26 protein-coding genes, 2 tRNA genes, 1 rRNA gene and 1 pseudogene are annotated in these 24,425 nt (G+C 43.9%); 22 read left to right on the forward strand and 8 right to left on the reverse strand.

From position 1 onward, the window contains the following. The first annotated feature begins 204 nt into the window (after positions 1–204). From rrf to IEY34_RS34000, 3 genes are all read left to right on the forward strand, one after another. A 5S ribosomal RNA gene (gene rrf, locus IEY34_RS33990) occupies positions 205–321 on the forward strand. 58 nt (positions 322–379) lie between these two features. Continuing rightward, positions 380–456 (forward strand) — tRNA-Ile (locus IEY34_RS33995). 154 nt (positions 457–610) lie between these two features. After that, positions 611–670: transfer RNA gene (locus tag IEY34_RS34000), tRNA-Val, on the forward strand. 1,036 nt (positions 671–1,706) lie between these two features. On the opposite strand, the gene IEY34_RS34005 is transcribed toward IEY34_RS34000, so the two are convergent. After that, positions 1,707–2,612, reverse strand: a complete 906-nt coding sequence (locus tag IEY34_RS34005; protein WP_189020415.1) for a ketopantoate reductase family protein — start codon at positions 2,610–2,612, stop codon at positions 1,707–1,709. A gap of 160 nt (positions 2,613–2,772) precedes the next feature. Between IEY34_RS34005 and IEY34_RS34010 the strand changes: the two genes are divergently transcribed. From IEY34_RS34010 to IEY34_RS34075, 16 genes are all read left to right on the forward strand, one after another. Continuing rightward, positions 2,773–3,384, forward strand: coding sequence for a TetR/AcrR family transcriptional regulator (locus IEY34_RS34010; RefSeq protein ID WP_189020416.1), 612 nt, complete (start codon positions 2,773–2,775; stop codon positions 3,382–3,384). Positions 3,385–3,808: 424 nt separating this feature from the next. Then, on the forward strand, positions 3,809–4,312 hold the full coding sequence (locus IEY34_RS37985; RefSeq protein ID WP_373291387.1) for a CBO0543 family protein: 504 nt from the start codon (positions 3,809–3,811) through the stop codon (positions 4,310–4,312). Between the two features lie 211 nt (positions 4,313–4,523). Next, on the forward strand, positions 4,524–5,162 hold the full coding sequence (locus tag IEY34_RS34015; RefSeq protein WP_308423099.1) for a tyrosine-type recombinase/integrase: 639 nt from the start codon (positions 4,524–4,526) through the stop codon (positions 5,160–5,162). Further along, complete coding sequence (locus IEY34_RS37625) at positions 5,132–5,365, forward strand: tyrosine-type recombinase/integrase (RefSeq protein ID WP_308423100.1); 234 nt, start codon at positions 5,132–5,134, stop codon at positions 5,363–5,365. Before IEY34_RS34015 ends, IEY34_RS37625 begins: the two co-directional genes overlap by 31 nt. Positions 5,366–5,465: 100 nt before the next feature. After that, positions 5,466–5,852 carry an ACT domain-containing protein gene (locus IEY34_RS34020; protein WP_189020418.1) on the forward strand — a complete coding sequence of 129 codons (387 nt, stop codon included), beginning with the start codon at positions 5,466–5,468 and terminating at the stop codon, positions 5,850–5,852. 155 nt (positions 5,853–6,007) lie between these two features. After that, on the forward strand, positions 6,008–6,265 hold the full coding sequence (locus IEY34_RS34025; protein ID WP_189020420.1) for a muconolactone Delta-isomerase family protein: 258 nt from the start codon (positions 6,008–6,010) through the stop codon (positions 6,263–6,265). A gap of 413 nt (positions 6,266–6,678) precedes the next feature. After that, positions 6,679–7,218, forward strand: coding sequence for an AAA family ATPase (locus IEY34_RS34030; protein WP_189020422.1), 540 nt, complete (start codon positions 6,679–6,681; stop codon positions 7,216–7,218). A 340-nt stretch (positions 7,219–7,558) separates the two neighbouring features. Continuing rightward, positions 7,559–8,164 (forward strand): hypothetical protein, encoded by a 606-nt coding sequence (locus IEY34_RS34035; protein ID WP_189020423.1) that lies wholly within the window; start codon positions 7,559–7,561, stop codon positions 8,162–8,164. A gap of 296 nt (positions 8,165–8,460) precedes the next feature. Next, positions 8,461–8,619: a hypothetical protein gene (locus tag IEY34_RS34040; RefSeq protein WP_189020457.1), complete on the forward strand. Its 159-nt coding sequence runs from the start codon at positions 8,461–8,463 to the stop codon at positions 8,617–8,619. After that, positions 8,585–8,926, forward strand: a complete 342-nt coding sequence (locus tag IEY34_RS34045; RefSeq protein ID WP_229757987.1) for a phage holin family protein — start codon at positions 8,585–8,587, stop codon at positions 8,924–8,926. Before IEY34_RS34040 ends, IEY34_RS34045 begins: the two co-directional genes overlap by 35 nt. Then, positions 8,926–9,108, forward strand: a complete 183-nt coding sequence (locus IEY34_RS34050) for a glycoside hydrolase family 25 domain-containing protein (protein WP_189020427.1) — start codon at positions 8,926–8,928, stop codon at positions 9,106–9,108. Before IEY34_RS34045 ends, IEY34_RS34050 begins: the two co-directional genes overlap by 1 nt. Next, positions 9,101–9,664 carry a glycoside hydrolase domain-containing protein gene (locus IEY34_RS34055; protein ID WP_189020429.1) on the forward strand — a complete coding sequence of 188 codons (564 nt, stop codon included), beginning with the start codon at positions 9,101–9,103 and terminating at the stop codon, positions 9,662–9,664. Before IEY34_RS34050 ends, IEY34_RS34055 begins: the two co-directional genes overlap by 8 nt. A 129-nt stretch (positions 9,665–9,793) precedes the next feature. Beyond that, positions 9,794–10,717 carry an NAD(P)/FAD-dependent oxidoreductase gene (locus IEY34_RS34060; protein ID WP_189020431.1) on the forward strand — a complete coding sequence of 308 codons (924 nt, stop codon included), beginning with the start codon at positions 9,794–9,796 and terminating at the stop codon, positions 10,715–10,717. Positions 10,718–10,733: 16 nt separating this feature from the next. Then, positions 10,734–10,973: a glutaredoxin family protein gene (locus IEY34_RS34065; protein ID WP_189020433.1), complete on the forward strand. Its 240-nt coding sequence runs from the start codon at positions 10,734–10,736 to the stop codon at positions 10,971–10,973. Between the two features lie 51 nt (positions 10,974–11,024). Beyond that, complete coding sequence (locus IEY34_RS34070) at positions 11,025–11,591, forward strand: peroxiredoxin (protein ID WP_189020435.1); 567 nt, start codon at positions 11,025–11,027, stop codon at positions 11,589–11,591. Positions 11,592–11,723: 132 nt separating this feature from the next. Next, entirely contained in the window at positions 11,724–11,987 is a 264-nt protein-coding gene (locus IEY34_RS34075; RefSeq protein WP_189020436.1) for a hypothetical protein, read from the forward strand. 104 nt (positions 11,988–12,091) lie between these two features. Here the strand turns inward: IEY34_RS34075 and IEY34_RS34080 are convergent, their stop codons facing one another. Then, positions 12,092–13,162, reverse strand: coding sequence for a LacI family DNA-binding transcriptional regulator (locus IEY34_RS34080; protein ID WP_189020438.1), 1,071 nt, complete (start codon positions 13,160–13,162; stop codon positions 12,092–12,094). A 209-nt stretch (positions 13,163–13,371) separates the two neighbouring features. Here IEY34_RS34080 and IEY34_RS34085 point away from each other — a divergent pair, with 209 nt between their 5' ends. Continuing rightward, positions 13,372–16,500: a beta-galactosidase gene (locus IEY34_RS34085; protein ID WP_189020440.1), complete on the forward strand. Its 3,129-nt coding sequence runs from the start codon at positions 13,372–13,374 to the stop codon at positions 16,498–16,500. Positions 16,501–16,584: 84 nt separating this feature from the next. Here IEY34_RS34085 and IEY34_RS34090 read toward each other — a convergent pair whose 3' ends face one another. From IEY34_RS34090 to IEY34_RS34110, 5 genes are all read right to left on the reverse strand, one after another. Then, positions 16,585–16,821, reverse strand: a complete 237-nt coding sequence (locus tag IEY34_RS34090; protein WP_189020442.1) for an AbrB/MazE/SpoVT family DNA-binding domain-containing protein — start codon at positions 16,819–16,821, stop codon at positions 16,585–16,587. A 165-nt stretch (positions 16,822–16,986) separates the two neighbouring features. Continuing rightward, positions 16,987–17,298, reverse strand: coding sequence for a hypothetical protein (locus tag IEY34_RS34095; RefSeq protein WP_189020444.1), 312 nt, complete (start codon positions 17,296–17,298; stop codon positions 16,987–16,989). Positions 17,299–17,369: 71 nt separating this feature from the next. After that, a complete protein-coding gene (locus IEY34_RS34100; RefSeq protein WP_189020446.1) occupies positions 17,370–18,233 on the reverse strand; it encodes a transglutaminase family protein in 864 nt (287 codons plus the stop codon). Beyond that, the gene (locus IEY34_RS34105; protein WP_189020448.1) at positions 18,230–19,189 is read right to left on the reverse strand and encodes an alpha-E domain-containing protein; all 960 of its coding nucleotides are present in this window, start codon (positions 19,187–19,189) and stop codon (positions 18,230–18,232) included. The genes IEY34_RS34100 and IEY34_RS34105 overlap by 4 nt, the downstream gene beginning before the upstream one ends. A 25-nt stretch (positions 19,190–19,214) precedes the next feature. Further along, the gene (locus IEY34_RS34110; protein ID WP_189020450.1) at positions 19,215–20,672 is read right to left on the reverse strand and encodes a circularly permuted type 2 ATP-grasp protein; all 1,458 of its coding nucleotides are present in this window, start codon (positions 20,670–20,672) and stop codon (positions 19,215–19,217) included. A gap of 347 nt (positions 20,673–21,019) precedes the next feature. Between IEY34_RS34110 and IEY34_RS34115 the strand changes: the two genes are divergently transcribed. Next, positions 21,020–23,221 (forward strand): methyl-accepting chemotaxis protein, encoded by a 2,202-nt coding sequence (locus tag IEY34_RS34115; protein ID WP_189020451.1) that lies wholly within the window; start codon positions 21,020–21,022, stop codon positions 23,219–23,221. A 105-nt stretch (positions 23,222–23,326) separates the two neighbouring features. Further along, positions 23,327–23,881 (forward strand): hemerythrin domain-containing protein, encoded by a 555-nt coding sequence (locus IEY34_RS34120; RefSeq protein ID WP_189020453.1) that lies wholly within the window; start codon positions 23,327–23,329, stop codon positions 23,879–23,881. 316 nt (positions 23,882–24,197) lie between these two features. Here IEY34_RS34120 and IEY34_RS34125 read toward each other — a convergent pair. Further along, positions 24,198–24,425: pseudogene (locus IEY34_RS34125) on the reverse strand (IS5/IS1182 family transposase); the annotation flags it as partial.

Below are 24,425 nucleotides of genomic sequence, written 5' to 3' on the forward strand. Positions count from 1 at the left end.
AAGTGCGGCAACGTATGCAGCTGACGAATACTAATCGGTCGAGGGCTTAACCTACTCCCATTAAAGTGATGAAGAGCTCCGAAGTGGACTCAAGTACTTTAACGGGGCCCAAAGGATTAACTCCTAAGGGCAAAAACCTAAGCAAATCAAACCTTTACGCACGTTTCGTATCTAGTTTTCAAGGCGCAAACCACGCTTTGACTATTTGGTGATGATGGCGGAGGGGACCCACGCGTTCCCATCTCGAACACGACCGTTAAGCCCTCCAGCGTCGATGGTACTTGAACCGCAGGGTTCTGGGAGAGTAGAACGTTGCCAAGCAGAATACCCCTAGTGGGTATTTTTTTTTTGCCGCATTTAGGCTAATTAACACATATACGGGCCCTTAGCTCAGCTGGTTAGAGCGCACCCCTGATAAGGGTGAGGTCGGTGGTTCGAGTCTACTAGGGCCCACCATATTCCCCGATAGCTCAGTTGGTAGAGCACTCGACTGTTAATCGAGTTGTCACAGGTTCGAGTCCCCTACGGTTCACCAATAATCCCCACAAAATGACGTAAAACTGACGAAGCCTACTTTGCCGCGGGCTTCATTTCGTTATCCCATGGAGGTTTAGCTCAGCTGGGAGAGCGCTTTACAAGCAGAGGGTCGGCGGTTCGATCCCGTCGCGGGGTGGAGCAGTACGGTAGCTCGTCGGGCTCATAACCCGAAGGCCGCAGGTTCAAATCTTGCTTTACTATTACTAGCGCTGTCTAAAAAAGTAAGGAACTTAATATTATGGCGGTCGTGGCGAAAGGGTTAACGCACTGGTTTGTGGATATTTTATTTTTAACTATGTTGGGGATTAGCCAAGCGGTAACAGATAATGTTTGCCCCCATATAAATAGCCCCCTCAAATGAGTTTATGGATATATTTATTTCAAGCATAGCTCACTAGGAGTCTGTCCGACGAAAAGAAATAACTAATAAATATGCAGAACTCTGTAATACGAGGAGAATAAACTTGTATTTCTAGCGTGTTTTGACCTATAAATCCAACGTTTTTTATTAAAATCAAGATGTAAACTCCCTTGTATTGAATATATCTGAATAAATATTCAACAAAAGTATTCCGTCGGACAGACTCCTAGATATACATGCATTTTCTCTATTGATGTGATTTTTATGTCGTTATATATCTGCTTTCTTAATTGTTGGGATTTTCTTTTCGTTGTACTCCAGTACGACGATAGAATAATCCCGCTTTAGAACCTTGATATATCAAGGTTTTTTTCTGTTTGGGGGATTTTCTTGTCGTTTTTTTTACGACAAGAAAATCCCTCAAATAAATTCTTGCGACATGAAACTCCCATTAAAACGTGCGAAAATATAAAACCCACATAGATTAGTGAAAAAAGAGTCATACACAATACCATGTCTATGTGAAGTATTCGATGGTTCATTAAGCTAAAGGGCAGTTTAGCGTGGTGGGGGACATCTGGGGTAGATATTCCTTTTATTTTGTTCATTGAAAATAAAGTTTTAGACTGACCCTCAATAAAAAATAGCGGTAGCATTGGACGAGAAAATAAAGTCCTAGACTACCGCCTGTTTTATTGAGTGAGCTATTGTTTCCCATTAGAGTTCAAACGTATTGAACAGGAAGAACCCAATCATTTATCTTAGATGCCACTATGGTTACTTCAGTATCCGGTTTGCAGTCCTATGTTTAGTCTATGGTGATGTCATCACCAATTTGATATCTTTTATGAAACATTTCATCTAATAACATTATTTCTGCTTTTTGGCTGACGGCATGGTTCCCAAACTTTACATCAATAATAAAGTCATTGTTGAGCATCTGGTGGTAACGGGAAATAATATCGTTTTCGGGTAATTCCCCCATTGCCTTCGTTTCGGGTGGGATTACCGGAATTCCGGCTTGCTCTACCAGGTGAATGTTTTGTTTAATATCCGCGGCGATCTTGCTTAGAGTGCTTACACTCCTTGCTGACTCTAAATCCACCATTCCGTCATTCGTATAGAAATGCTTGTTGACGATAGCCAATGCAGTATGTGAAATATGGAATGCCTGAATGTCTTTTTGGATTTCATATTGCAAATCCACCGATTCAAATATTTGGGCAAGCTCTTTCACTCTTTCGGTAGTCAATCCATTTATTTCACCAAAAATGGTTCCTTGATGTTTTTCGGAACCGAATTGGGCATATAGAACATCCTCTTTGATGTCTCCACCCGCCCCCGGGAAACCTGGGAGTAACCGGTCCCCCACGATTTCAAGCCAGCTGTCATATCCAATGGTGTTGGTCAAGGTGACAATGGATTTGCTCTGATTATTCTTGATCACAGTTAGGGCAGAATCGGCCTGATCATATCGTACTGGAACAAAAATAAAATCATAAATGTCGTCGTTATCAAGCTTTTCTATCGTCTTGATCGGTATTTGCTTTATTGTTCCATTATCGTTGTATCGCAGTCCGTTCCTTTTCAGTGCATCCAGTCTCTTTCCTCGCGCCAGCATTGTTACGTTCAGTCCGTACTGTGCAAATCGGAGAGCGTATACACTACCAATCACACCAGCACCAAATATCAAAAGTCTCTTTTTTGTGTTCATTATGTTCCTTCCTTTCAGTAAATTCGTCACAAATTGTTTAAGCAACATCTGTCTGGTAAAATAATATTACTGTATTCTTATGAATTCAACAGGCAGATTCAGTGGAAGGTTGCATAGACAACACATTGTGATATTTGATGTTTTAGAAGGGGATATGCATATGGTAAATCAGCAAGATCCAAGGGTTTTGCGCACACGACAGTTAATAAGGGAAGCATTCAGAGATTTGTTGCGGAGTAAAGAATTTGATGCAATAGCCATAAAGGATATCGCACAGAAAGCTACCATTAACCGCGCCACCTTTTATGCCCATTATGAAGATAAATATGCTTTGCTTGAAGAAATCACAGAACAGGTTTTTCGTGAGATGATTCCCGAGCAAGTGATGAATGCGCGGGAGTTTACAATTGAAATATGTGACCAGTTGATCTTGCTGACACACCACTACATAGTGGATTTTTATCAGGTATGCAGAATGGATTCCAAATCGATTGCTGCACTTGTGGATGAAAAGGTAAAGAAGATGTTGCAGCAATTAATTGAAAGCATTTTTTCGAAAGGGCACTATACGGACCGCCACCATACAAAGATCATTTCGGCTATGACAGGCTCAGCGATCTATGGTGCTGCGCATTATTGGTTAACTGTTGGGGAAAATAATCGAACCGATTTACTTATAGACATTGTTCGTCCCTATGTAATGAATGGTCTGGGGCTGTATAGCAATTGCGATGAATATATAAACGACTCGCCGACAGCGCCTTTAGGTTAACGCTTACGCAATTTTATACGAACTCGCCGGCCAGATTCTGGAGCTGCAGGAGGCCGTGTAGCAGGTACGCCAGTCAACAACTTAATTTTACGAGTCTAATACTTGAATCAAATATCGCCTATTGGAAAAAGAATAGGATGAATAAAGCATAAGAATCAAAGATTATCACGAGTTTAAACTAAAGGGTAACTATAGCTTAATCATGACATACGGCAGCCGGCACACGATCGGCTGCCGTTGTGCGTTGAAGTAACGGGCAGGTTAGTTGAACAAGTTATTAATAGAATAGCTTAAAGTTATAGAGCATTTCTTTGTAATGAGAAATGCTTTTTATCTTTTTTAAAAAATGAATAATTATGGAAATGTGAGTAAATAGTATTAGAACTATCTATCTAGAAGGTGTTAATACTGAATGTTTATCATTATGTTGTGTTTATTATATTTTATTGCGTGTTGGCGTTGGGGTGATTGGCGGAACTGGGCGAAATATCAATCATCCATATTATATTTGATTACATTTGATTTAGTTTATAATTTTCTTACATATAATTACTCTCTGTGGGAATACGAACCTAATACAACACTTCTGCCAAATCATACGATAATCAGCCTTATAGTAATGTTTATTATTTACCCATGCGTAATGCTCGTGTATTTAGGTCGATATCCAACTAAACGAATTAAACAGTATCTATGGGTTACCTTCTGGGTATTCTTATGGTCATTCTTGGAGTGGGTGGCTCAAAGAATTGGGGAGTTTTCACACCATCACGGATGGAATATTTGGTGGAGTGCATTGTTTAATATCGCACTCTATTCTATGGTTCGACTCCATTACAAAAAGCCATTATTGGCATATGGGTTGTCTGTCATTGCAACAGTAGGTTTAATAATACTTTTTAAAGTACCAATCAGCAAAATGAAGTGACCTTTGTTTTTAGATATTGTTATTTGTACCAATGTCAGCCTGGAGTATTTTAGAATGCAAAATTGACAAAGACATTCTCATGTATTAAATGAACAATCGACCGGATTGAAGTAACAGTGAACGCTAGCACAACACACAACTTAAGCGTTAAGATTAAACCCTTCCAATTCTAGCAAAGCTAGAGATAACTTATATTTGGGAGGGTTTTATTATGACATTGAAGGAGTTATGGATGCTGTATGAAGCTGACAAACGTATCCTGGGGTTCAGCTCGCATACAATGAAAGCATACTTTCTACAACTCAACATGTTGATTCGTGAACTAGGTAATCTGGAGATTGAAGAAATATCCTTAAATATGCTAAAAGATTATTTTTCAAGGGTATCAGAGCGATTAAAACCGAGTAGCTTAGGTCATCGAATTCGATTTATACGCTCCCTTTTTCGTTTTGCATTTGAAGAAGGTCATATGACAAGGAATCCTTCTCTCAAGCTGAGAGAGCCTAAGATGGACAAACGTATTCCGAAATTCCTAGTTGAGGAGGATGTTATTCATCTTAAGATTACCTGTCATTCTCACCGGGAACATGCTCTGTTGGAGTTTCTGTACTGCACAGGCTGCCGCGTTGGAGAGGTCCAGAAAATAAACATTAAAGATGTTAATTGGGAGAACTGTTCAGCAATTGTGAATGGTAAGGGTTCTAAACAAAGAGAAGTGTATTTTACTACCGAGTATAAGGTTTGGTTAAAAAGATATTTAGAGAGCCGTGGGGATACTTGTAAAGCATTGTTGTTACCGAAACGAATCCGACCCGACGATTGTCGATTCCAACAATACGTTGGTCATTAAAAAAGCTGGCAAAACGCGGGGGAATTAATGCTAATGTATATCTTCATCGATTCCGTCACACATATGCCTGTCAATTGCTAGATAACGGTGCACCGTTAGAATTTATTCAGGGCATGCTTGGGCATGAAAAAGCATCTACTACACAGATTTATGCTCAGCTGCGCGGTGAGCGTAGGAGAGAATTGTATCGTCGATACTTTTAGGGCTATCATTGGTTACTTCTCAACTAAAGGGCAGGATTGTGCAATAAAAGAAATATTGTTATTGTGTAATATACAACAACTTTAATTAGGAGGGATAAACATGAATTTAGTCATATTGGACACGATATTCTCTGTTGTGAAATTGCCACCAATAGAAGAGATACCATACTGGGCGGACAAAGGCGCATTTTTTTCGATTACACGAACAAACGAAGAACTATCTATTGTATGTCCTACCTCCAATGTTCCTGATAGCATTCTAACGGACGTGGAGCATGATTGGAATTGCATAAAAGTCGAGGGCATATTGGATTTTGGGTTAACAGGTATATTATCTTCTCTAGCCAACCCATTGGCGGAAAACAATATAAGCATTTTTGCTATTTCTACTTCTAATACGGACTATTTGTTGATTAAAGTACATTCCATAGAAAAAGCAAAATCATTATTGGAGAATGCTGGTCATACATTTATCTATTTAAGTTGAACCAAAGACACTTTTCAATGATTTTTAGAGGGGCTTTCATGATTCTGTCCATGAATGCCTCCACATAGGTAGAGCCTGAATTTGACTTCTGTAATTTAATCTTATACAGTTTGTATGTACAAACAATATAATTGCGTTTAGGAGGCAAACAAACTATGCGTTTTATCGTTTATTTGAAAATTGACCCTGCTACTCCGAAGGAAGAAATAGCGAAGCTGTTGCCGGCGGAGCGAGCGCGAGTTGCTGAACTTAAGGAACAAGGAATACTCGAAACGTTATATTTGTCCCACACGATGATGGATATTTGGGGTATTTTTGCCGGTGACAGCCTGGAGGTTGTTCAAAGCGCTGTACAGTCATTACCGTTTTACAAATTTATGACGGCTGAGTACACACAACTATTTGAAAGCTAAATCGATCCTGGACTTTTGACGGTGAATATATGAGCAAGCTTCCATTCGGGCTTTCCATCATTTTGGAGCGAAAGGCGCTGCTTTTGCTTTAGGCGAAGGTCCTTCGCCTAAGAAGCGTTTGATCAGGTCGAAAATATCTATATAAGTTGAACTAATCTTGTGGCAGTTTGCCGCGGCAAACTGCTCCTACTGTCGTAAATCTAACGGAGTTTATAGCTGGTCCCGATCGAATTAACGGTGAACTATAGTTCAATCAAGAAATGAAGGCAGCAATAGCGATAGAGTTCGCCACGGCTGGCGGCAGCTCCCCTTTTAATTAACCGAAAGGGCAGAATTCATTAGTTCTAATAGCATTTTTTTTGGTAATTTTGGAAGAAAAAAATATTATAAATCAAAATAGGAGGGTAGATTGTTTGGTTGAATTGGACCCGAAAAAAATACATATTATAGGTTCCGTTGGGAGTGGTAAAACAACATTAGCCAGAAATCTATCTAATAAACTGAGTATTCCACATTACGAATTGGATAATGTTGTTTGGAAGAAGCATAAACCTAGGGACATAAAAAGAACTGAGGAAGAAAGAGATAAACTGTTAAGAACAATTGTTCATTCAAATACTTGGATTATTGAGGGTGCTCATTATAACGAATGGGTGTTCCAAAGTTTTCACAATGCTGATGTGATTATATTTTTGGATACTGATAATTCAAAACGAAAGTATCGAATTATTAGAAGATTTATTTTGCAGTTACTCAGAATAGAAAAATCAAACTATAAACCGACTTTTGAAATATTTAGGAACATGTTTATCTGGAATAATAATTTTGAAAGTCGAGTTAAGCCAAAGGTTATAAATAAATTGGGACAATATTCTTCTAAGTCCATAACACTAAAAGATACGAACGAAATAATAAGCATATTAAACGGAGAACGTTTGTTCAATATACAGTAATGGAAGGCTGCCGGATCGGCAGCCTTCCGCTCACCTAACGGGCAGATAATTTAACAGGATGTTGAATCTCTAAACCTAGAAGGTCTTCACAATAGGGAGCATTATGAAAGTTGTCCTTGGTTTTCTATATTATTGATTATATTAGCTTTGATCTACGATAAGAAAGAAAATGGACAATTCAAATTCGTCAGATATTTATCTAAATGATGGTAGTACATCCGAGGATTAACGACTTAATTACTAAACGGGTAGTTTAGTTGAATAGATATGACAAAATTGAAAAATGGAAACTATCCCATAAAGGAGCTTTGTTATGTATTTAAGGAGTAGTGATCCGGCGATGAAAAGAAAATGCATTTTTTGTGACAGTTCTAAATCACTTAGTAATGAACACATTTTTCCTGTATGGTTATTGAATGAGTACGGCTTAACAAACGAAATGTTTGCAGGTCACTATGTCAATATTGATACTTTTGAGCCTGTTAATAAAAGTAGAACAATGAACTATAATAATTTTAAAAATGGATTGGTATGCAGAGAATGCAACAATGGTTGGATGAGTGAATTAGAAAGTAAAGCAATTCCAATTCTCAAACCTATAATGTCACTCGCTCCAGACTCATTGGCTATTTTAGTTGGGAATCAACAATTACTTTCAAAATGGATATATAAAACCGCTTATGTACTAAGCTATGGTGCTAACTACCGAAAGATTGTACCGCTCGCCCATGGCAGGGAGTTTATGATGGGGTCAATACCTTCCGGAGTGAGTATTGATGTAGGTTTTATAAATACCTTAGATTATCTGGTTCTGCAATATCATCTGACCTCTAAATGCAATGTAGTCACAGCAAGAGATAAGTTCTCAGAATATAATAGTGTGAGTAATGAACCATACATCATAACACTAAAGCTAAATAAACTCTTAGTCAGAGTTAATTTATAGCCCTTATAAAAATGCAACTTTCATAGAACAGACAAGAAAGTCATTTAGATTGTATCCAACTATTGAGGATCTTCCCAATTCATTCTTCAATATTTCATTCTTTGAGCATATTGAGGAACTAGGCCATTTCTTTAATCTTCTAGTTGACACAGATCATCTCCAATACGTTAAGGATGATTTAAAAAAAGGAAAATTGAAGTTTGTTCATGGTTTGGATCAATTGTTATAAGACCTAATTGAGAAATTACCTTGCTCCGAGCCGATCGGGGCTTATTTTATTTTCGGGAGAGTGGACCATGTTTAAGAAAATATTAAGCGAAGGATTAGGATTGCCAACTACACAACAAGCAGCAGCCCTCACCACATCAACTGGAGTTCTCGGAGCAATTCTCACATATGCTTATGGGGGGGGGGGCGGAGTTGTTAAGCTTCTTCTTCTTGGCAATGGTAATTGATTATGTGACAGGTATTGGGGCTTCGATTAAAGAGCAGAAGGGGCTAAGCAGTAAGGTTGGTTTCCTTGAGATCTTTAAGAAGTTCCTTATGGCTCTAATTGTCGTGATGGCACATAGAATGGATGTATTGCTTGGCTCCAATGTCATTATGAATGGGGCCATTTGTTTTTATTTATCAAACGAACTCATTTCAATCGCAGAAAATTATGGTCGGTTGAATCTTCCGATGTTCCCAAAACTAAAGGAGATTATTCAGGTCTTAAAAGCCAAAGGAGACGCCACTCCACACGAAAAGGACGTGCAGTAATGACAAAGGGTTTTGATTGCGCAACACCTTTGACGGCCAATACAGCAGCAGCATTCGCTTCAGATCCGGATGGATACAAATTCGCATGTCGTTACCTGGTGCCGTCCGGATGGAAAGCACTTACCAAGGCAGAAGCTGAGTTGATTAATCAAGCCGGCTTAGATTATTGTATCTGTGTTTGAGACAACCGCTAATAGAGCACTTGGCGGCCGTGCTGCGGGATTGGCTGACGGAGCAACCTCGGTTCAAATTGCAAAGCAGGTAGGACAACCGGCTGGGAGTTGTATTTATTTCGCCGTAGACTTTGAGGCTAAGTCTTCTCAGATGGCGACTGTAATTGAATATATCCGTGCGGCTAGTGAGGCTATTCCAGAGTATACAACCGGAGTTTACGGTTCATATGCCGTAATTGATGCGGTTTGGAAAGCTCAAGCATGCTCTAGGTATTGGCAAACTCGAGCATGGAGTTATGGGGCGGTTCATCCGTACATTCACATTTATCAATACGACTACGGACCGCAAAGGTTGGGACTAATGATGAATGGGATTGACATGAATCTGAATGAAAGTCTCGGGAATGAAGGGGCATGGAGCTCTTTGAAGGCGGAGGAGAAAGAACCGGTGCTAAGAGTCGAGGATGCAAATAAGATCATTAAAATCTTAAAAGCTGTATATAAGATATATCCTAATACTGAGGTCGGCCGGCTTGCTGATGCCAAGAAAACGATGCCTTTTTGAAGAAGATGATCCTTATTTATAATAATTATTAAAAAGGATTGACTTTCACAGATATTTATTTATAATAATTATTATGTGATATGAATTATCAATCGAATACGAGAGCATGCATGGAAGGAGATCTGCGCAATGTATGATGTCATTATTATTGGTGCTGGACCCGCGGGAGCTTCCGCTGCCATTTATACAGCACGTGGGAATCTAAAAACGTTAGTTATCGACAAGGCACCTAACACAGGAGCACTGGCGATTACGCATAAAATTGCGAATTATCCTGGAGTCATCGGTGAGCTATCTGGCAAAGATTTGCTGGATACGATGCGCGAACAAGCCAAAGGGTTCGGAGCGGAATTCGTTCAAACGACGATTACGGCTGTGGATGTGGAGGACGAGACGAAGTTTGTCTTTACGGCAGATGGAATCTACGAAGGCAAATCGATCATCATTGCAACAGGCTCAAAAGGCCGCAATCGCATGCTGCCTGGTGAAGAAAACTTGCTTGGACGCGGCGTAAGCACCTGCGCGACGTGTGATGGAGCCTTTTTCGAGGGGAAGACGGTCGCGGTTATCGGTGATTCGGAGGAAGCGCTGGAAGAAGCGCAAGCGTTGGGTAAATTTGCAAGCCAAATTTACTTTGTTGTGCCGCGTCCTGAGCTGCAGGGTGTTCACCACGTTCCTGAATTGAAGGGAACAAAGATTCTTTACAAAACGAAGCCGCTTGAAGTGCTTGGAGACAAGCATGTGCAAGGACTCAAAATTCGTACAAGCTCTGGTACCGAAGAAGTGTTGGAAGTCGACGGTGTGTTCGTTTTCCTGTCGGGGAGCAAACCTGGCACGGATTTCTTGCAGGATCAAGTTCCGCTGGATGAGGAAGGCTTCATGATTTTGGACAGCTCGATGCAATCATCCGTTGCCGGCGTCTTCGGAGCGGGTGAAGTCAGACGCACACCTGTGAAACAAGCAGTTGTTGCAGCAGCAGACGGTGCCATAGCCGCTATGGCTGTTGATAAATTTATTAATAAGCGGGCGCAATTAATCCCGCAATACAAATAACAGGAGATGAATAGCCATGTCTAATGTCATTGTTTATTCCAGTACAAATTGCCCTTATTGCCAACAATTGAAGAAGTATTTGACCGAGCAGCAGGTTGCGTTTGAAGAAAGAAATATCGATCTGAACGATCAATATGGACAAGAGCTTCACGATCTAGGTTTAATGTCGCTTCCGGTAACGGTTATCGGCGAACACAAAATTCTCGGCCTTAACGTCACAAAGCTTAAAAAAGCATTGGCTGAAGTCGCAAGCTAACAACAACTAACAAGACCTAACAAAATAGAGAGAAAAAGAGGAGACCATACGATGACACAATTAACATTACAACCGACGCCTGCTATTGCCAAATTAGGACTTCCCGCGCCATCCTTTTCACTTTTATCAACGAAGAATATGGAAACGTTGGAAGAGAAAATTACACCCCAGGACTACAGAGGCAAATGGCTCATTTTCTTCTTCTGGCCGTTCGATTTTACATTCGTTTGTCCAACAGAAATTACAGCTTTCAGCGACAATTACGCGCAATTTCTTGAACTAGATTGCGAAATTGTCGGCGCTTCTGTGGACAGCATCTATACACACCGCGCATGGACACAAACGCCGCGGGATCAAAATGGGATCGGTCCTGTCAAATTCCCGCTGGTGAGCGACTTCTCCAAAGATACTGCGCGCGCTTATGGCGTGCTGGATGAAGAGAGCGGCGCTGCGCACCGAGGTTTGTTTATTATTGATCCCGAAGGCGTACTCCGTTACCAAGTCGTGACAGATATGAACGTAGGACGTTCCGTGGACGAAACGCTGCGTGTACTTCAAGCGCTTCAAGCTGGCGGACTTTGTCCGGTGAATTGGAAGCCAGGCGATAAAACACTATAAGTTATCTGAGAAGAGGGGCTGCTCCCAAGATCTGACTGATCTTTGGGGCAAGCCTTTTTTTGTGCATCCGAGACTGGTTTTGAAGTATAATAAGAAACTAGAATAGGTGATGACAGAAAGGTTAGATGCGTGATGCAGTCTTTGTCAGACAAGATATTTATGGGTTCGTTAATTTTAATGATGATTGCCGTTGTGGTCAGTGGAATAGGTTTTCAATTCGTCAACTGGCGCTCACAAGTGAATGATGAGCTTGATACGGAAACCAAGGGGAGCAGCGGTAGAAAGAAAGCGGTTATGGATCGACAGGATAAAAGCTTGGGACGAGTGCTCCGTTCCTATTTGTTTTGGATTGCAGTGGCGGGGATGCTGGTTTCCATTGTACTTTCCCGGTTGTAGATAGCACAGTTAAAAGGCGTATAGAAGGCTCGTAATGAGCTAATCTATACGCCTTATTTGCGCTTATTTTGCATGATAGCGGCGGCTTTGGGGTAGAGTGACAGTTAACCGGAATCGCGAACGATGAAACGGGAGGACAGCATGATTTTCTCCGATTGTCTGCCTGGGTGTTTGATCCGATAAAGCAGGGTCTCAACCGCGCGGATGCCCAAAGATTCTTTGGCAAGCTCGATGGTACTTAGCGGGGGATGCGCATAGACAGAAGCTTCGATATTATCGAAACCGATGACTTTGACTTGGTTTGGGATATCGATGCCATGGCGATTGAGAATGGGAATTAGATCAAGCGCTAATTGATCGTTGGCACAGATGATGCCATCGGGCATCGTTTCGGGTGTGAGTGCGGATACTTTCCGTTCCAAGACAGATAAGAGCTGCGGTTGACAGTAGGGAATGCTCCATTTTTTCAGGGCGTATGTGTCATCATGTCCGGCCTCATCCTCGATAGCCAAGCGGCAGCCCCACCAACGCTCTTTGAAGCTGACGGCGAAGGTATCGTCACCGACGAAGATGACGCGTCTCATCCCGGTAGAAAGCAATCGCTGGCAGGCAATTTTACCCGAGTCCAAATTATTGTTAAGCACACAATCGACATCCACCAATGGCTCATAATGATCAATCAAAACAAGGGGAATGCCGGTTTGTTTCAGTGAAATAACGGATTGGGACGGGAATGTGCCCGCTAGCAAGTGACCTGCGCAGTAGGACGGATCCAAGTAGGACGGGATATGCAAAGATTCAGAGTACCGATTAGGAACAGGGACAATTAGATGCTCATAGCCAAGCTCGGTGCTGGCAGTAGCGATTCCTGCGAGAACTTTTCCCCAGAAAGGGTTATCCTGCTGATACATGGCTTGAATCCAAACCAAAATGTAGGGCTTAATTGCTTTGGGGAAATTGTGAGGCTCTTTATTGGTTTTATCTTGGGTCAGTTCGTTTGTATTTCTCCCTTTGACCTTGCCTTGTATCAGATAGCCCATGGCTCTGGCCGTCTCTTGAATACGGAGTCTATTCTCTTCGCTGACACCTGATTTCCCGGAGAGTGCCTGGGAGACCGTATATTTGGACAAGCCGAGCCGGTCGGCAATTTGCTGCATCGAGACTTTTTTACTCATATGGACACACCTACCAACTTGAATTTCAAAATACATAACAAAACTAACGAATTCAATTGTTCATTAAAATCGTATAATTGTCAATCTTGATATCGTTAATATGATAAAAAGGAATTGACCAATAGCGAGAAAATGAGTACATTATGAATATGAAATTATATTGTTAGCCTAACAAAAATAACAAATTAAACCTGCGTTGGAGGACGAATATGAGTAAATCGATTATTTTTTATGATGCATCGTTTCCTTATGAGGGGACTCGGCCGGATAGCAGCCGTTTAGAGGAGTTGGCGCAATTTGGCCGCGTAGTGACTGCTAGTGAATTGGCAGAAGCTTTGCAGCAAGGCGCGGACAATTTGATTCATCTGCACGGACGCTACTTCCCTAAATCAGCCTGGCTTGCCATTATGGCGCATGTAACCAAAGGCAAGGGACTTATTCATCTAGGAAGTGCTCCCTTTCGGAACCCTGTGTATCAAGGGGCAGAGGGTTGGGAATTAGAGGCTGAACAAACAAGGTACCATCAGCAGCTGCAGATTCATGAAGTGCTGCCTGTTGATCCTTCACCGATTGCTCGCTATAAGGCTAATCCGGAGCTGCCTTTGCTCGCAGGGCAAGAATCGCTGCTTAGCGTACAGCCGACTGTCGGTCTTGCTCTTCATGTAACGCGTACGGATGATCACCCGGGTCAAGTAGGTTCCAGCGGTCCGATGGATGCTCATTTGATTCCGCTGCTGAAGGGGATTTCGAAGGATGAGCGTGAAGTTGCCGCTCCGATCGTTTTATTGGAAAATACCAAAGGGGATTTTGCTGGGGGTCGCTGGATTTTCGCCAATATGGTTACGGATGAGACGTTCTGGGTGCAAGGAGGAGCAGCACTGTTGAATGAACTGGCTGCCTTCACGACTCGCGGCGTAACAGAAATTTGGTTCAAACCGAACTATGCTTGCTATGACCCAGGTGATCGCGCGGCGCTTACGGTTCAATTACAGTCACTAGCCAATCGTGACGGATTCAAATCGGAGAATACGGGCTGGACTTTCGCTGTTCAAGTGAATAAAGTTGGACAATCGCAGCCGATTTGGTCCACGGAATTCCAAATGGATGCTTCACGCGAACTCACGTACAAAAAAGTAAATGTTCCCGTTGATCTGGAAGCCGGGTATTACACAGCTGTCTGTACAGCAGTTGCCAATACAGGCGAAACGCGTATTTTCAACCAAGGTTTCTGGGGCTACGATGCAGAACTTCTGCGCGAAGGAACACCGATGTCTTGCGATCGCGACTATTTTATCAAAGATGGACGTCCTCTCCCGATTGTCGGTATGACGTACATGACGAGCGATGTGGCGCGTAAGTTCTTGTTCCTGCCGAACGTATCGGTCTGGGAGCGCGATATTGCGCAGATGGTCAAAGCTGGCATTAACTTGCTGCGCACCGGTATTTGGTCAGCCTGGCGCCAAGTGATGTTTGTCGATGGTCATCCGTATGAGGAAGTCCTTCGTTCTATCGATGCTTTCATCTTGACGTGCAAAAGACATAATATTGAAGTGACGTTTAACTTTTTCGCTTTCACACCTGAATTATGGGAAGGGGTTAACCCTTATCTCGATCCGCGCAGCGTGGAAGCTCAGAAGCGATTCATCTCGGCGATTGTTTCCAGACATCGAGATACAACGAACGTGCAATGGGATCTCATCAATGAGCCGTCCATGTTTAATCCGAATAAACCTTTTGCTGGACCGCAATCGGCGCATGACCGTTTCGAGCAGGAGGCTTTCGTGAACTGGCTGGAGACGCGCCATGGAGATATTCGCAAGCTGCAGGAGCGATGGAACATGACGCCGAGTGAACTGCCTGATTTTGCAAATGCTCGTTTGCCTGATGTGTCCGAGATGAACATGAACACCACGGAGCCCATGGAGAAAAATGGGAATCCATGGCTGGATTATACTCTGTTCACGATGGATATGCATAATCGTTGGGCACATGAATTAATTGCTACGATTCGCAGTATTAATCCTGCCCATTTGGCGACCGTCGGACAAGATGAAGGTCTCGGCGCTCAGCGGCCATCTCCCTTCTTCTACGCGGAAGCGGTTGACTATACAACGGTTCACACGTGGTGGTTGATGGATCAGCTCGTCTGGGATGGCATCTTCTCCAAGGCGCCGGATAAACCTAGCTTGATCCAAGAGACAGGCATCATGTATGTAGAAACGGCCGATGGCCGCGCCAAGCGTTCGGAACAAGAACTGCGCAATATCCTTGAGCGCAAATATGCCTATTCCTTCTCGACAGGCGGAGCAGGCGCAGTGCAATGGATTTGGAACATTAACTACTATATGAACAATGTTAATGAATCTCACATCGGAGCGCTTCGGGCAGATGGGACAGAGAAACCGGAAGCCGACGTATCCTATGACTTCGGAGCATTCATGGGCCAGATTCGCGATTTGTTCGTAAATCGGAAACTGGAGGATGTCGTAGCCGTATTCCCGTACTCCAATGATTTCTCCACGCGCCCATTAGCCGGAGAAGCGACATCCAAACTTACACGTACGCTCGCCTATTCGATGAATGTTCCTTTCCGCGGCTTGGGCGAGTACCATCTCGAAGCTCTGGAGCACAATCATCCTAAGCTGATCATCGTACCTAGCGCGCATAACTTCAGTGATGCAGCGCTTGAGAAGCTCACAGCACATGTGCGTACGAACGGTGGAACACTTTTATTCACTGGTCCAGTAGGATTGAATGAATACTGGACACCTAATGCTCGTTTGACGGAGGTTATTGGTGAAACCGTACTTAGCAACGTTCTGCGTGAGGAAGCCATGGTTCTGGATGGCCAAGTGTATCCGGTTTCCTTCGGCGGGGCGGGCATCGCTAAGTTGAATAAAGAGATTGCTCTTTCTGAAGGATCTGGGAACAGCGGTGCATGGAATTCCCAGCATGGTGTTGCCCGGCGTTATGAGTTAGGCAAAGGGAAATTAATTTGGTGTCCACTGCCTATTGAACTGAATGAACGCGGAGAAAGCATCGAAGCGCTCTACAACTTCGCTTTGTCTGAAGCAGGTGTAGAAGCAGAACTCACGTGGGTGAAGGGTGGACAACTGCCTGGGGTATATGGGCGCAAGCTCGGTTTTGAGCAAGGTTCCTTATTCATCTTCGTGTCTGAGTATAGCGTAGATACAGATATTGAAGTGATGGACCCAGCCACTGGTCATAGCTATGCCTTTGAACTGGAATCCGAGCGTACGGTTATGTTCGCCGCGGATAGCCAAGGGAAGCTGTTGGCTGTGTACCGACCAGATCAAGTTCAGGTTGATGTGAAGTAACATGGAATAAAGTAAAGCCTCTGATCCGCAGCTGCTGGTAACATTCAGCAGAGCGAATTAGAGGCTTTTCGTTGGGGCGGGCAGCTAGACAATTTCATCAACGCAGGCGCCGCAAACCAATTTTCCTTTGAAATAGGTCATATTCTCGAAGTTCCCGCAGAAGACACAAGCAGGCATATACTTCTTGAGTGTAATCCGCTCAGGATCGACGTAAACCTCAATCGCATCGCCGATATCAATGTGAAGTGTGCGCCGCAGCTCAATTGGCAAAACAATGCGTCCCAACTCGTCTACTTTTCTTACGATACCCGTTGATTTCATCGAAAGGCCTCCCGATTTAACATTATTGTCTCGAACTTTTAGGTTATTTAATGAATTCCACATATACACTCGAATTCCTTTATTTAGGTCTTGGAATCGAGAAAATTTTCCTCCTAAAAAGACGATATTCACGCAACCTGCAGGTGCGTAAATATCGTCTTTTGGCTAATTGGTCGTTTCCTGTTGCTGGTCCTTGGCGATTTGCGTTTGAAGCGCTGCTTGATTCTTTGCCAATTGCTTCGATAGCGCTGCTTGGGAGAGATCAATTCGTTTGATTTCTTCTTTCATTTTGTTCATTCGCGACATTTTGCTGTTCAAGTCGCTAGCGGAATTGCTAAGCTTCAGATCTCTTTGTAATTGATTTATTTTAGAGAGCACTTTGGCCTTTTTTTTCTGTTCTTCGCTGCTTTTCTGTTGATCATCGGCGATCTCCTTTTTTAATCGATCGATAATCGATGACGTAAAACTGATGGACATTCGAACACCTCTTAGCTGAGTGATATCGCTTCGAGATCATTTTACACCAAAACGGGGGGTTGTGCGAGGAATTAGCTGATTAGCTTCACATCCACAATGACTTCCAAATCCTGCTGGCCGGCTCCGCGATAGACGCCCTTGACCGGAACGATATCATTGTAGTCACGGCCATGTCCTAGCTTAATGTAGCGCCAATTGACCTCGCAGTTATTGGTTGGGTCAAAACCGAACCAGCCGGAACCTGGGATGAAGCATTCAACCCAGGCGTGAGAGGCTTGCGTGAAATCAGCGCTGCCGCCTTGCAGATCGCCAACAAAATGATAACCGCTCACATAGCGAGCAGGAATGCCCTTATCGCGACAAATTGCAATCATGAAATGGGAGTAGTCCTGGCAGACACCACGCTTATATTGCAGCATTTCTCCGACAGTAGTCTGTACGGACGTAGCCATCGGATCGTAGGTGAAATCTTTATTGATCGTTGTGTAAATATGGCACAGTAAGGCGTAAAGACTCACATTTTGATCCGGTATGGCATCTGAATAGGCTTTGATCTCATTCGTTAGTCCCGTATAACTCGTTGGAAGCAAATATTCCGCGTGTTCATTCTGGAAATCATCGCTGAACCGCATAGCCTTCTCTTCATAGGGAGATGGATTGTCAACCGGTAGATGATCATTATCATGGGTGACAACCGTCGATGTCATTTTGATTGTCAACTCGCGATGAAGCTTATTGATGGTAAAAGCATGAACCCGATTGTGAAAAAAATCGGAGTATGTGAATAAAGCAGAAACCGGTTCAGTCACGATACTGTGGTGGTAACAAGCTTGACGGTTATCCGTGAGTGGCGTTAAACGCACTTCATTGACACTGTCCTGCGCTGTATCCGTGTAGGAGTAGCGTGTGATATGCGTTATCTCCAGTTTCTTCATGCAATGACCTCCTCCGGGGAGGGAAAAAAGACTTTGGACATCCGAATTCCCATCAGGTTGCACGAATCACGAAGGGCTTGCAGCGTCATTTCCAACTTGCCGGACAAAATATCATCCTCGTCCATGCAAGCGAGGTTGGCTTTCACTTTCCCAGCTAGTTTGGCGATCTTGTGAATGGCATTGTTCAGCTCTGGCTCATCCATTTGAATGCCTTTCAAGGAACGCTCCATCGCTTGGAAAGAGAAGCTGATCGAGCGCGGGAACGCTTCTTGAAGCATAAGGAACTTAATGATATTGCTGAGATTAACCGTATCTGCGTATTCTTTGCGGTAGGACTCATAGCCGCTTACCGATTTCAGAACAGATAGCATTAGCGGATAGGATGAACCTTCTTCTCTGGCGTAATCCTGACAGAGGGATTGGAGCAAACGCAGTAAATTTTCAGCTCTTTCGAGGTATCGGCCAGCTTCTACGAAATACCATTCGTTGTGACGCGGCATGACCGAAGTGGCTGCCCCTTGAAACATAGACAACGTATCGCGAATAAAGCGATAGAAGAGATGCGGCGAATCGCTTGTAATATCGCGCACTTCTTTTTCTTTGAGCCACAAATACAAGCCGTTCATGATGTCCCATAGCTCGGCAGGCATTTTCTCGCGGATATTTCGCAGATTGGCTCGGGCATGATTCGTACAAGCTAGCAAGGAATTCGCATTGTTTTTATCCAGTGTAATGTACTGAAGAACATGCTGTTCGGTGAAGCTGCCGAATTGTTCGGTGAATACAGCGCGATCACCAATCGTGTCGATTAAACGACTCCAAGCCTGACCGCTTTGGCTCGCTTTGTCCTCGCGGATATGATAATACACATCAATTAACCTCGCATGATTCTCCGTTCTTTCCGTATACCTGCCAATCCAGAATAAAGCTTCCGCCGTTCGTCCCATCATCACCATATCCTACTCGCCTCCAATCTTTTCTCTACGAATGAGTGACCCACGTATCTTTACAGCCTCCGCCTTGCGAGGAGTTAACCACGAGTGAACCTTCCTTCAGAGCGACGCGTGTAAGGCCCCCGGGAATGACTTGAATGTTCTCTCCAGCGATGACGAAGGCTCTCAAATCAATATGCCGCGCTGCCATTTGGCCGTCCATCATAACGGGAGCTCTGGAGAGCTGTATGGTTGGCTGGGCGATATACCGATCAGGATCGGCGATGATTTTGAGCCTGAAATCAGCGATTTCACTATCCGTTGCTGAAGGTCCGATGAGCATGCCGTAGCCGCCTGAGAGCGAGGTCTCTTTGACGACCATTTCGTCCAGATGTTGAAGCACGTAATCGCGCTCTTCAGGTCTTGATAAAATATAAGTGGGCACATTCTTCAAAATAGGCTCTTCATTTAAATAGTAACGAATCATATCAGGCACATAAGCGTAGATGGCTTTATCGTCGGCGACACCGGTTCCCGGAGCATTCACGATGTTGATATTGCCTGCGCGATACGCATTCATAATGCCGGCAACGCCAAGCATGGAGTTCGGGTCAAAAGCGAGTGGATCCAGGAAATCATCGTCAATTCGGCGATAGAGGACGTCGATCTGACGAAGTCCTTTGATCCCGCGGATATATACTTTATGATCGATGACGACGAGGTCGTGTCCTTCTACAAGCTGGATGCCCATTTGCTGAGCAAGGAACGTATGTTCGAAGTAGGCGGAATTATAACAGCCTGGCGTCAGTAAGCCAATGACCGGATCTGATTTCCCGGAAGGGCTCAATCTGCGCAGTGCAGAGAGAAATACGTTAAGGCTCTGCTCGATATCTTGGATCGAATGGCTGAACACAAGCTCTGGGAACAAGTGCGTCATAATCGATCGACTTTTATACAAGTAGGAGAAACCGGATGGTGAGCGAAGGTTATCTTCAAGCACGAAGTATTGCCCTTGTTCATCACGGATCAAATCGATGCCGGAGACGGTGACATACACATCGTTAGGGATGGACAGCCGCATCATTTCAGGACGGAAATAACAATTAGACAAGACCATTTTCCTGGGGATGATCCCATCCTTGAGGATGGACTGGTCATGATAAATATCTTTGAGAAATAGATTCAATGCCTTAACGCGCTGCTCAAGACCTTTCTCAAGTGTAAGCCATTCGTCCCTTGGAATAATGCGCGGGATGGGATCGAAGGGAATCGTCCGTTCCAGAGGTTCAGTTTGATCAGGGCTATAGAGCGTGAAGGTGATGCCTTCCTCCATCATGCGTTTCATCGTGGCGGATTGCCGCTTGTTTAGGCTCCCAGCTTTCATGGACATGAATTGGCGGAAAACGCTTTGATAATGGTTTCTTACCGAGTAAGCATTCATAAACATCTCATCATAAAAAGGATGGGGATCATAAGGGTTGGTGACCAGATTCTCAGGTTTAGACATTGCAGCTCCCTGGTTTCTTAAGCATGCATTCGGAAGCTACGTATAAGATGGGCCCGAAGCAGAAACCAGGCCTCCTTTCTGATCTAAGTTCATTTTTAATGTGAGTAAATATAACGTAAATTGATGGGGAAATATGATATTTCTTATATTGTAGATTTTTCAGAATATTATGTCAATATAACTAACACTAAAATATTGAACATATAACGGAAGAATTCACGAGGTGCGCAAATATTTCTAAAAAATGTCAACTTTTGTCTTGATTTACGTCGAAATCAGCTATAAAATGTCGATTAAAGCAATGTTAAATAAAGTCACTTGAAATGTGATTATAGGGGGACTTGAATATGTTTGATTGGTTAGGTTTTCGCAAGGGACTACCGCTGTGGTGGTCATATCGTCTAAATCGTCAGCTAAAGGATGATGTTGCTCACATTTTCGAAGGTATTGCACAAACGAGGATAGATATTCTACAAAGCTGGGTGGAAAGTTATTGGTCCAATCTGGATCGATTGCTCGCACAGTTTGTGGAAGCCACAGCAGGTGCTAAGTCTCAGGACGATTTGCTCGTTGGACGTTTGCTAACAGCGGCGCACAAGAGCGGAGCTGATTTCTCGGAAATCTTCCTGCTGAGTGAGAAAGCAACCGTGATTGACTCAACCTACCCTGCGCATAAAGGAAGGACATACGAATTTGGAAGTGTGCTAACCAAGGGTTTAGAAGAAGCTCGCAAAGGTCAAAAGTGTTTATTCGGCCCCTATTCGGATCCGCTGACCTTGCAGATTGGTCCCAGTACGTCACCCTTCCATGATGCGATGACGCTTACTTTTATCGTACCTATTATGGAGGATGGCATCTGGAAAGGGGCCGTCTGTGGCCGAGTTCCCAACGATGTGCTCGGGGATTTGATTCAGCGTGAATCAGGTCATGTCTATCCGGATTCCGGTGATAACTATTTATTTATGGCCAAGCCCGTTTTGAATAAACAGATTGCCCCTGGAACTGCTTTATCCCGAAGCCGCTTTGAGGATCTTGCATTCACCCATGGCGACAATCTCAAAGATGGGGTTCGCACCGATTACGGCGTTGTGGGCGTTAAGCAGCATACGGAACTGGAGCTTATCTTCACGGACCCGGCAACGGGACAGCTTCACCCTGGGGTTGCGGGAACGATTGCCAAGGGAAATAATCTATTCGTTGAATTCCCAGGTTATTCCGATTATCGGCATATTTCGGTTATCGGCAAAGGAGTCACCTTCCAGCTGCCGCATTGTCCCGATGTTTGGGGCATGATGTGCGAAGGGGATCTGGAAGAAGTCTATCGCATCCGCAGTATGGATTGGAAATTGTTCAGCTTGCAGCTGCAATACATGATAGGCTTTATTTTACTCGCTGGCGGGGGATTTTGGCTGATGAATGGTCGCGTTTCTAATCTTATTGGCGCGCTAAGTCTGGCTGCTGGCAGTCTCCTATACGGCTTCATTGGTGCCAAAATGTTCAGTCAGAAGGGCACCAAGCCCATTGTGCGGCAGATTGTGCAATTGAATAAATTCATTCGGCTTAATGCGGAGGGCAGTGGAGACTTGACGCAGCGGCTCAACGTCAAAGAGTTCGCTGGCGATGAGACACAAGAGCTGGCCAAATGGATCAACAATATGATTGATTCATTGGAAGGAATCATGCTGCAAGTGAAGCAAGCGGCAGCAGAAGTGCAGGTAACGCAAGAACGGATGAATGAATCCACCGGTTCAACAGAGCAGTCAACGGGTCGAATGAGCACCCAAATTCATAATATGATTCGCTCTTTGCGCGGCCAATTGAAGGATATCGATGTTGCGAAGGATGTTACTCAGAATATGAGCGGCACCTTGCGTGAGCTGGAACAAAAAGCATCCGGGCAAATTGCCGTTGCCCAGGATGAAGTGGGTCGTATCGGGGATAAAATGAATCATATTTCCGCCAAAGTAGCGGAAACGAACCGCACGATCCAAACGTTCTTGCAGACAACGCAGGAAATTCCCAAGCTGCTGCAAGTGATCGAGGAAATTTCGGCCCAGACGAACCTTCTCTCGTTGAATGCTTCCATCGAAGCAGCCAGAGTTGGCGAGCATGGGAAAGGTTTCGCGGTTGTGGCAGGAGAAATTCGCAAGCTGGCGGATCTGACGAAGAAGTCGACAACCGAAATCAATGAAACGATCGAACAAATTGAGCGTCATGCGAACGAAGCCTTCATCTCCATGGAGGAAGGCACGCAGGTCGTTCTGGAAGGGACGCATATTGTTGCGGCAGCTTCCGAAATATTAAGCAGCGCTAACGCGCATGACACCATGAAGACACAAGTGGTGGAGGAAGTCGTGGCGCTGATGGAGAAAGTCGCCGGCGTCAGCAAGGAGAATCGTCAAATCTCGGCGGAAGTGGAACGCACTGTCCAAGAGCTTCTCCAGGATATGCTGCATGTGCGCCAGACGACAGGTGACGTTGGAGCGATTACGCAATCGCTGCTCCAACTCGTCAATCAGTTCCATCTCACGGAGAGTCGAATCCGCTAAAGTTCTAAGCTTAAGTTTCAACAATTCCTTCGCATGAGAGCTGCCCCACCCCGCATAGAATGATAATGCGGAATTGGAGCAGTTTTAATTAAAGGAGGATGTCTAATGATCGACCGTTTGAGCATTCGCACGAATAGGGAGTACATCGTGGATCCCAGCTACTTTCCGATGCTCGTGGAGCGTCTGAAAGAGGAGCATTTGCAGATGCGCGAACAGCTCTCCAAGATCCGTACGATGGCTGCTTCCTTGTATTCCCTTGGGGATTGCTCAATAGGAATGTGCAAGCTGATTGAATTGCAAGATCGTATTCTGTTCCTGGTTGAAGAGTTGGAACAGCATTCGGAATGGGAAGAACAGGAATTATTCCCTCATTTACTGACGTATTTGAATGGGGCGATAGCTCTCTCCTTCTCGCGTTCCATCACCGTCCTAGAACAGGATCATGACTTGGCCAAACGAGTTGTGCAGGCCTACGTAGATGGTGTGAATGCGATGAAAGTACCGATAGATATGGAGTTTTTACATCTGATGGCTTCTGAACTTATGACAGCCTGTCTCATCCTGCTTAAACATTTCACTTTAGAGGAAGAGTTGGTCTACCCGCTCATAGATCCAATCGTAGAACAATTGTCTTCGTACATACAAAAGCCCTCAATTTGAGAAAACGTAGAGGGGGCCAAAAAAGTACAGTGAACAGATGCCAAGAATTAGAAAATGAACAGTATACAGTGCTTTGTTGAGCAAGTATATTTTTGGAAAAGATCGGGGTGACTATGATGGGCTGCTTCGATGCGCTGAGAATAAGGCAGCCGAAAGTGCTTATGCATCCCCATGCTCATCATTGTAGAAAACCTAGCCGCAGGCTGGGTTTTCTTGTTATTTTAATAATAATTGTTAGAACAATTGAATCAATTTCATAATGTTTTTGAATGTGGCTTGTGCTATACGAAATTTGACGTTCTGTTTTTTTAAAAAATTAAGCCGCAATCTTGTGGGATTGGTTTTTTCTAACACGGTCTACTGTTAATTTGCAGGCTGTATATACTAAACAAGATAACTGAAAATCAACGTTTGCCAATTTTCCTCGATGACGAATGTTATTGAGCTGGAAATACTCCTTTAGATAAGCGTTGACACGCTCAACTGCTGTTCGTTTTTTATATAACTCGTAGTAACGGTCACTTCCGCGAGCTGGAACTGTGTA

The sequence above is a fragment of the Paenibacillus marchantiophytorum genome (assembly GCF_014640555.1).
In the GTDB taxonomy this organism is placed as follows: Bacteria; Bacillota; Bacilli; order Paenibacillales; family NBRC-103111; genus Paenibacillus_E; species Paenibacillus_E marchantiophytorum.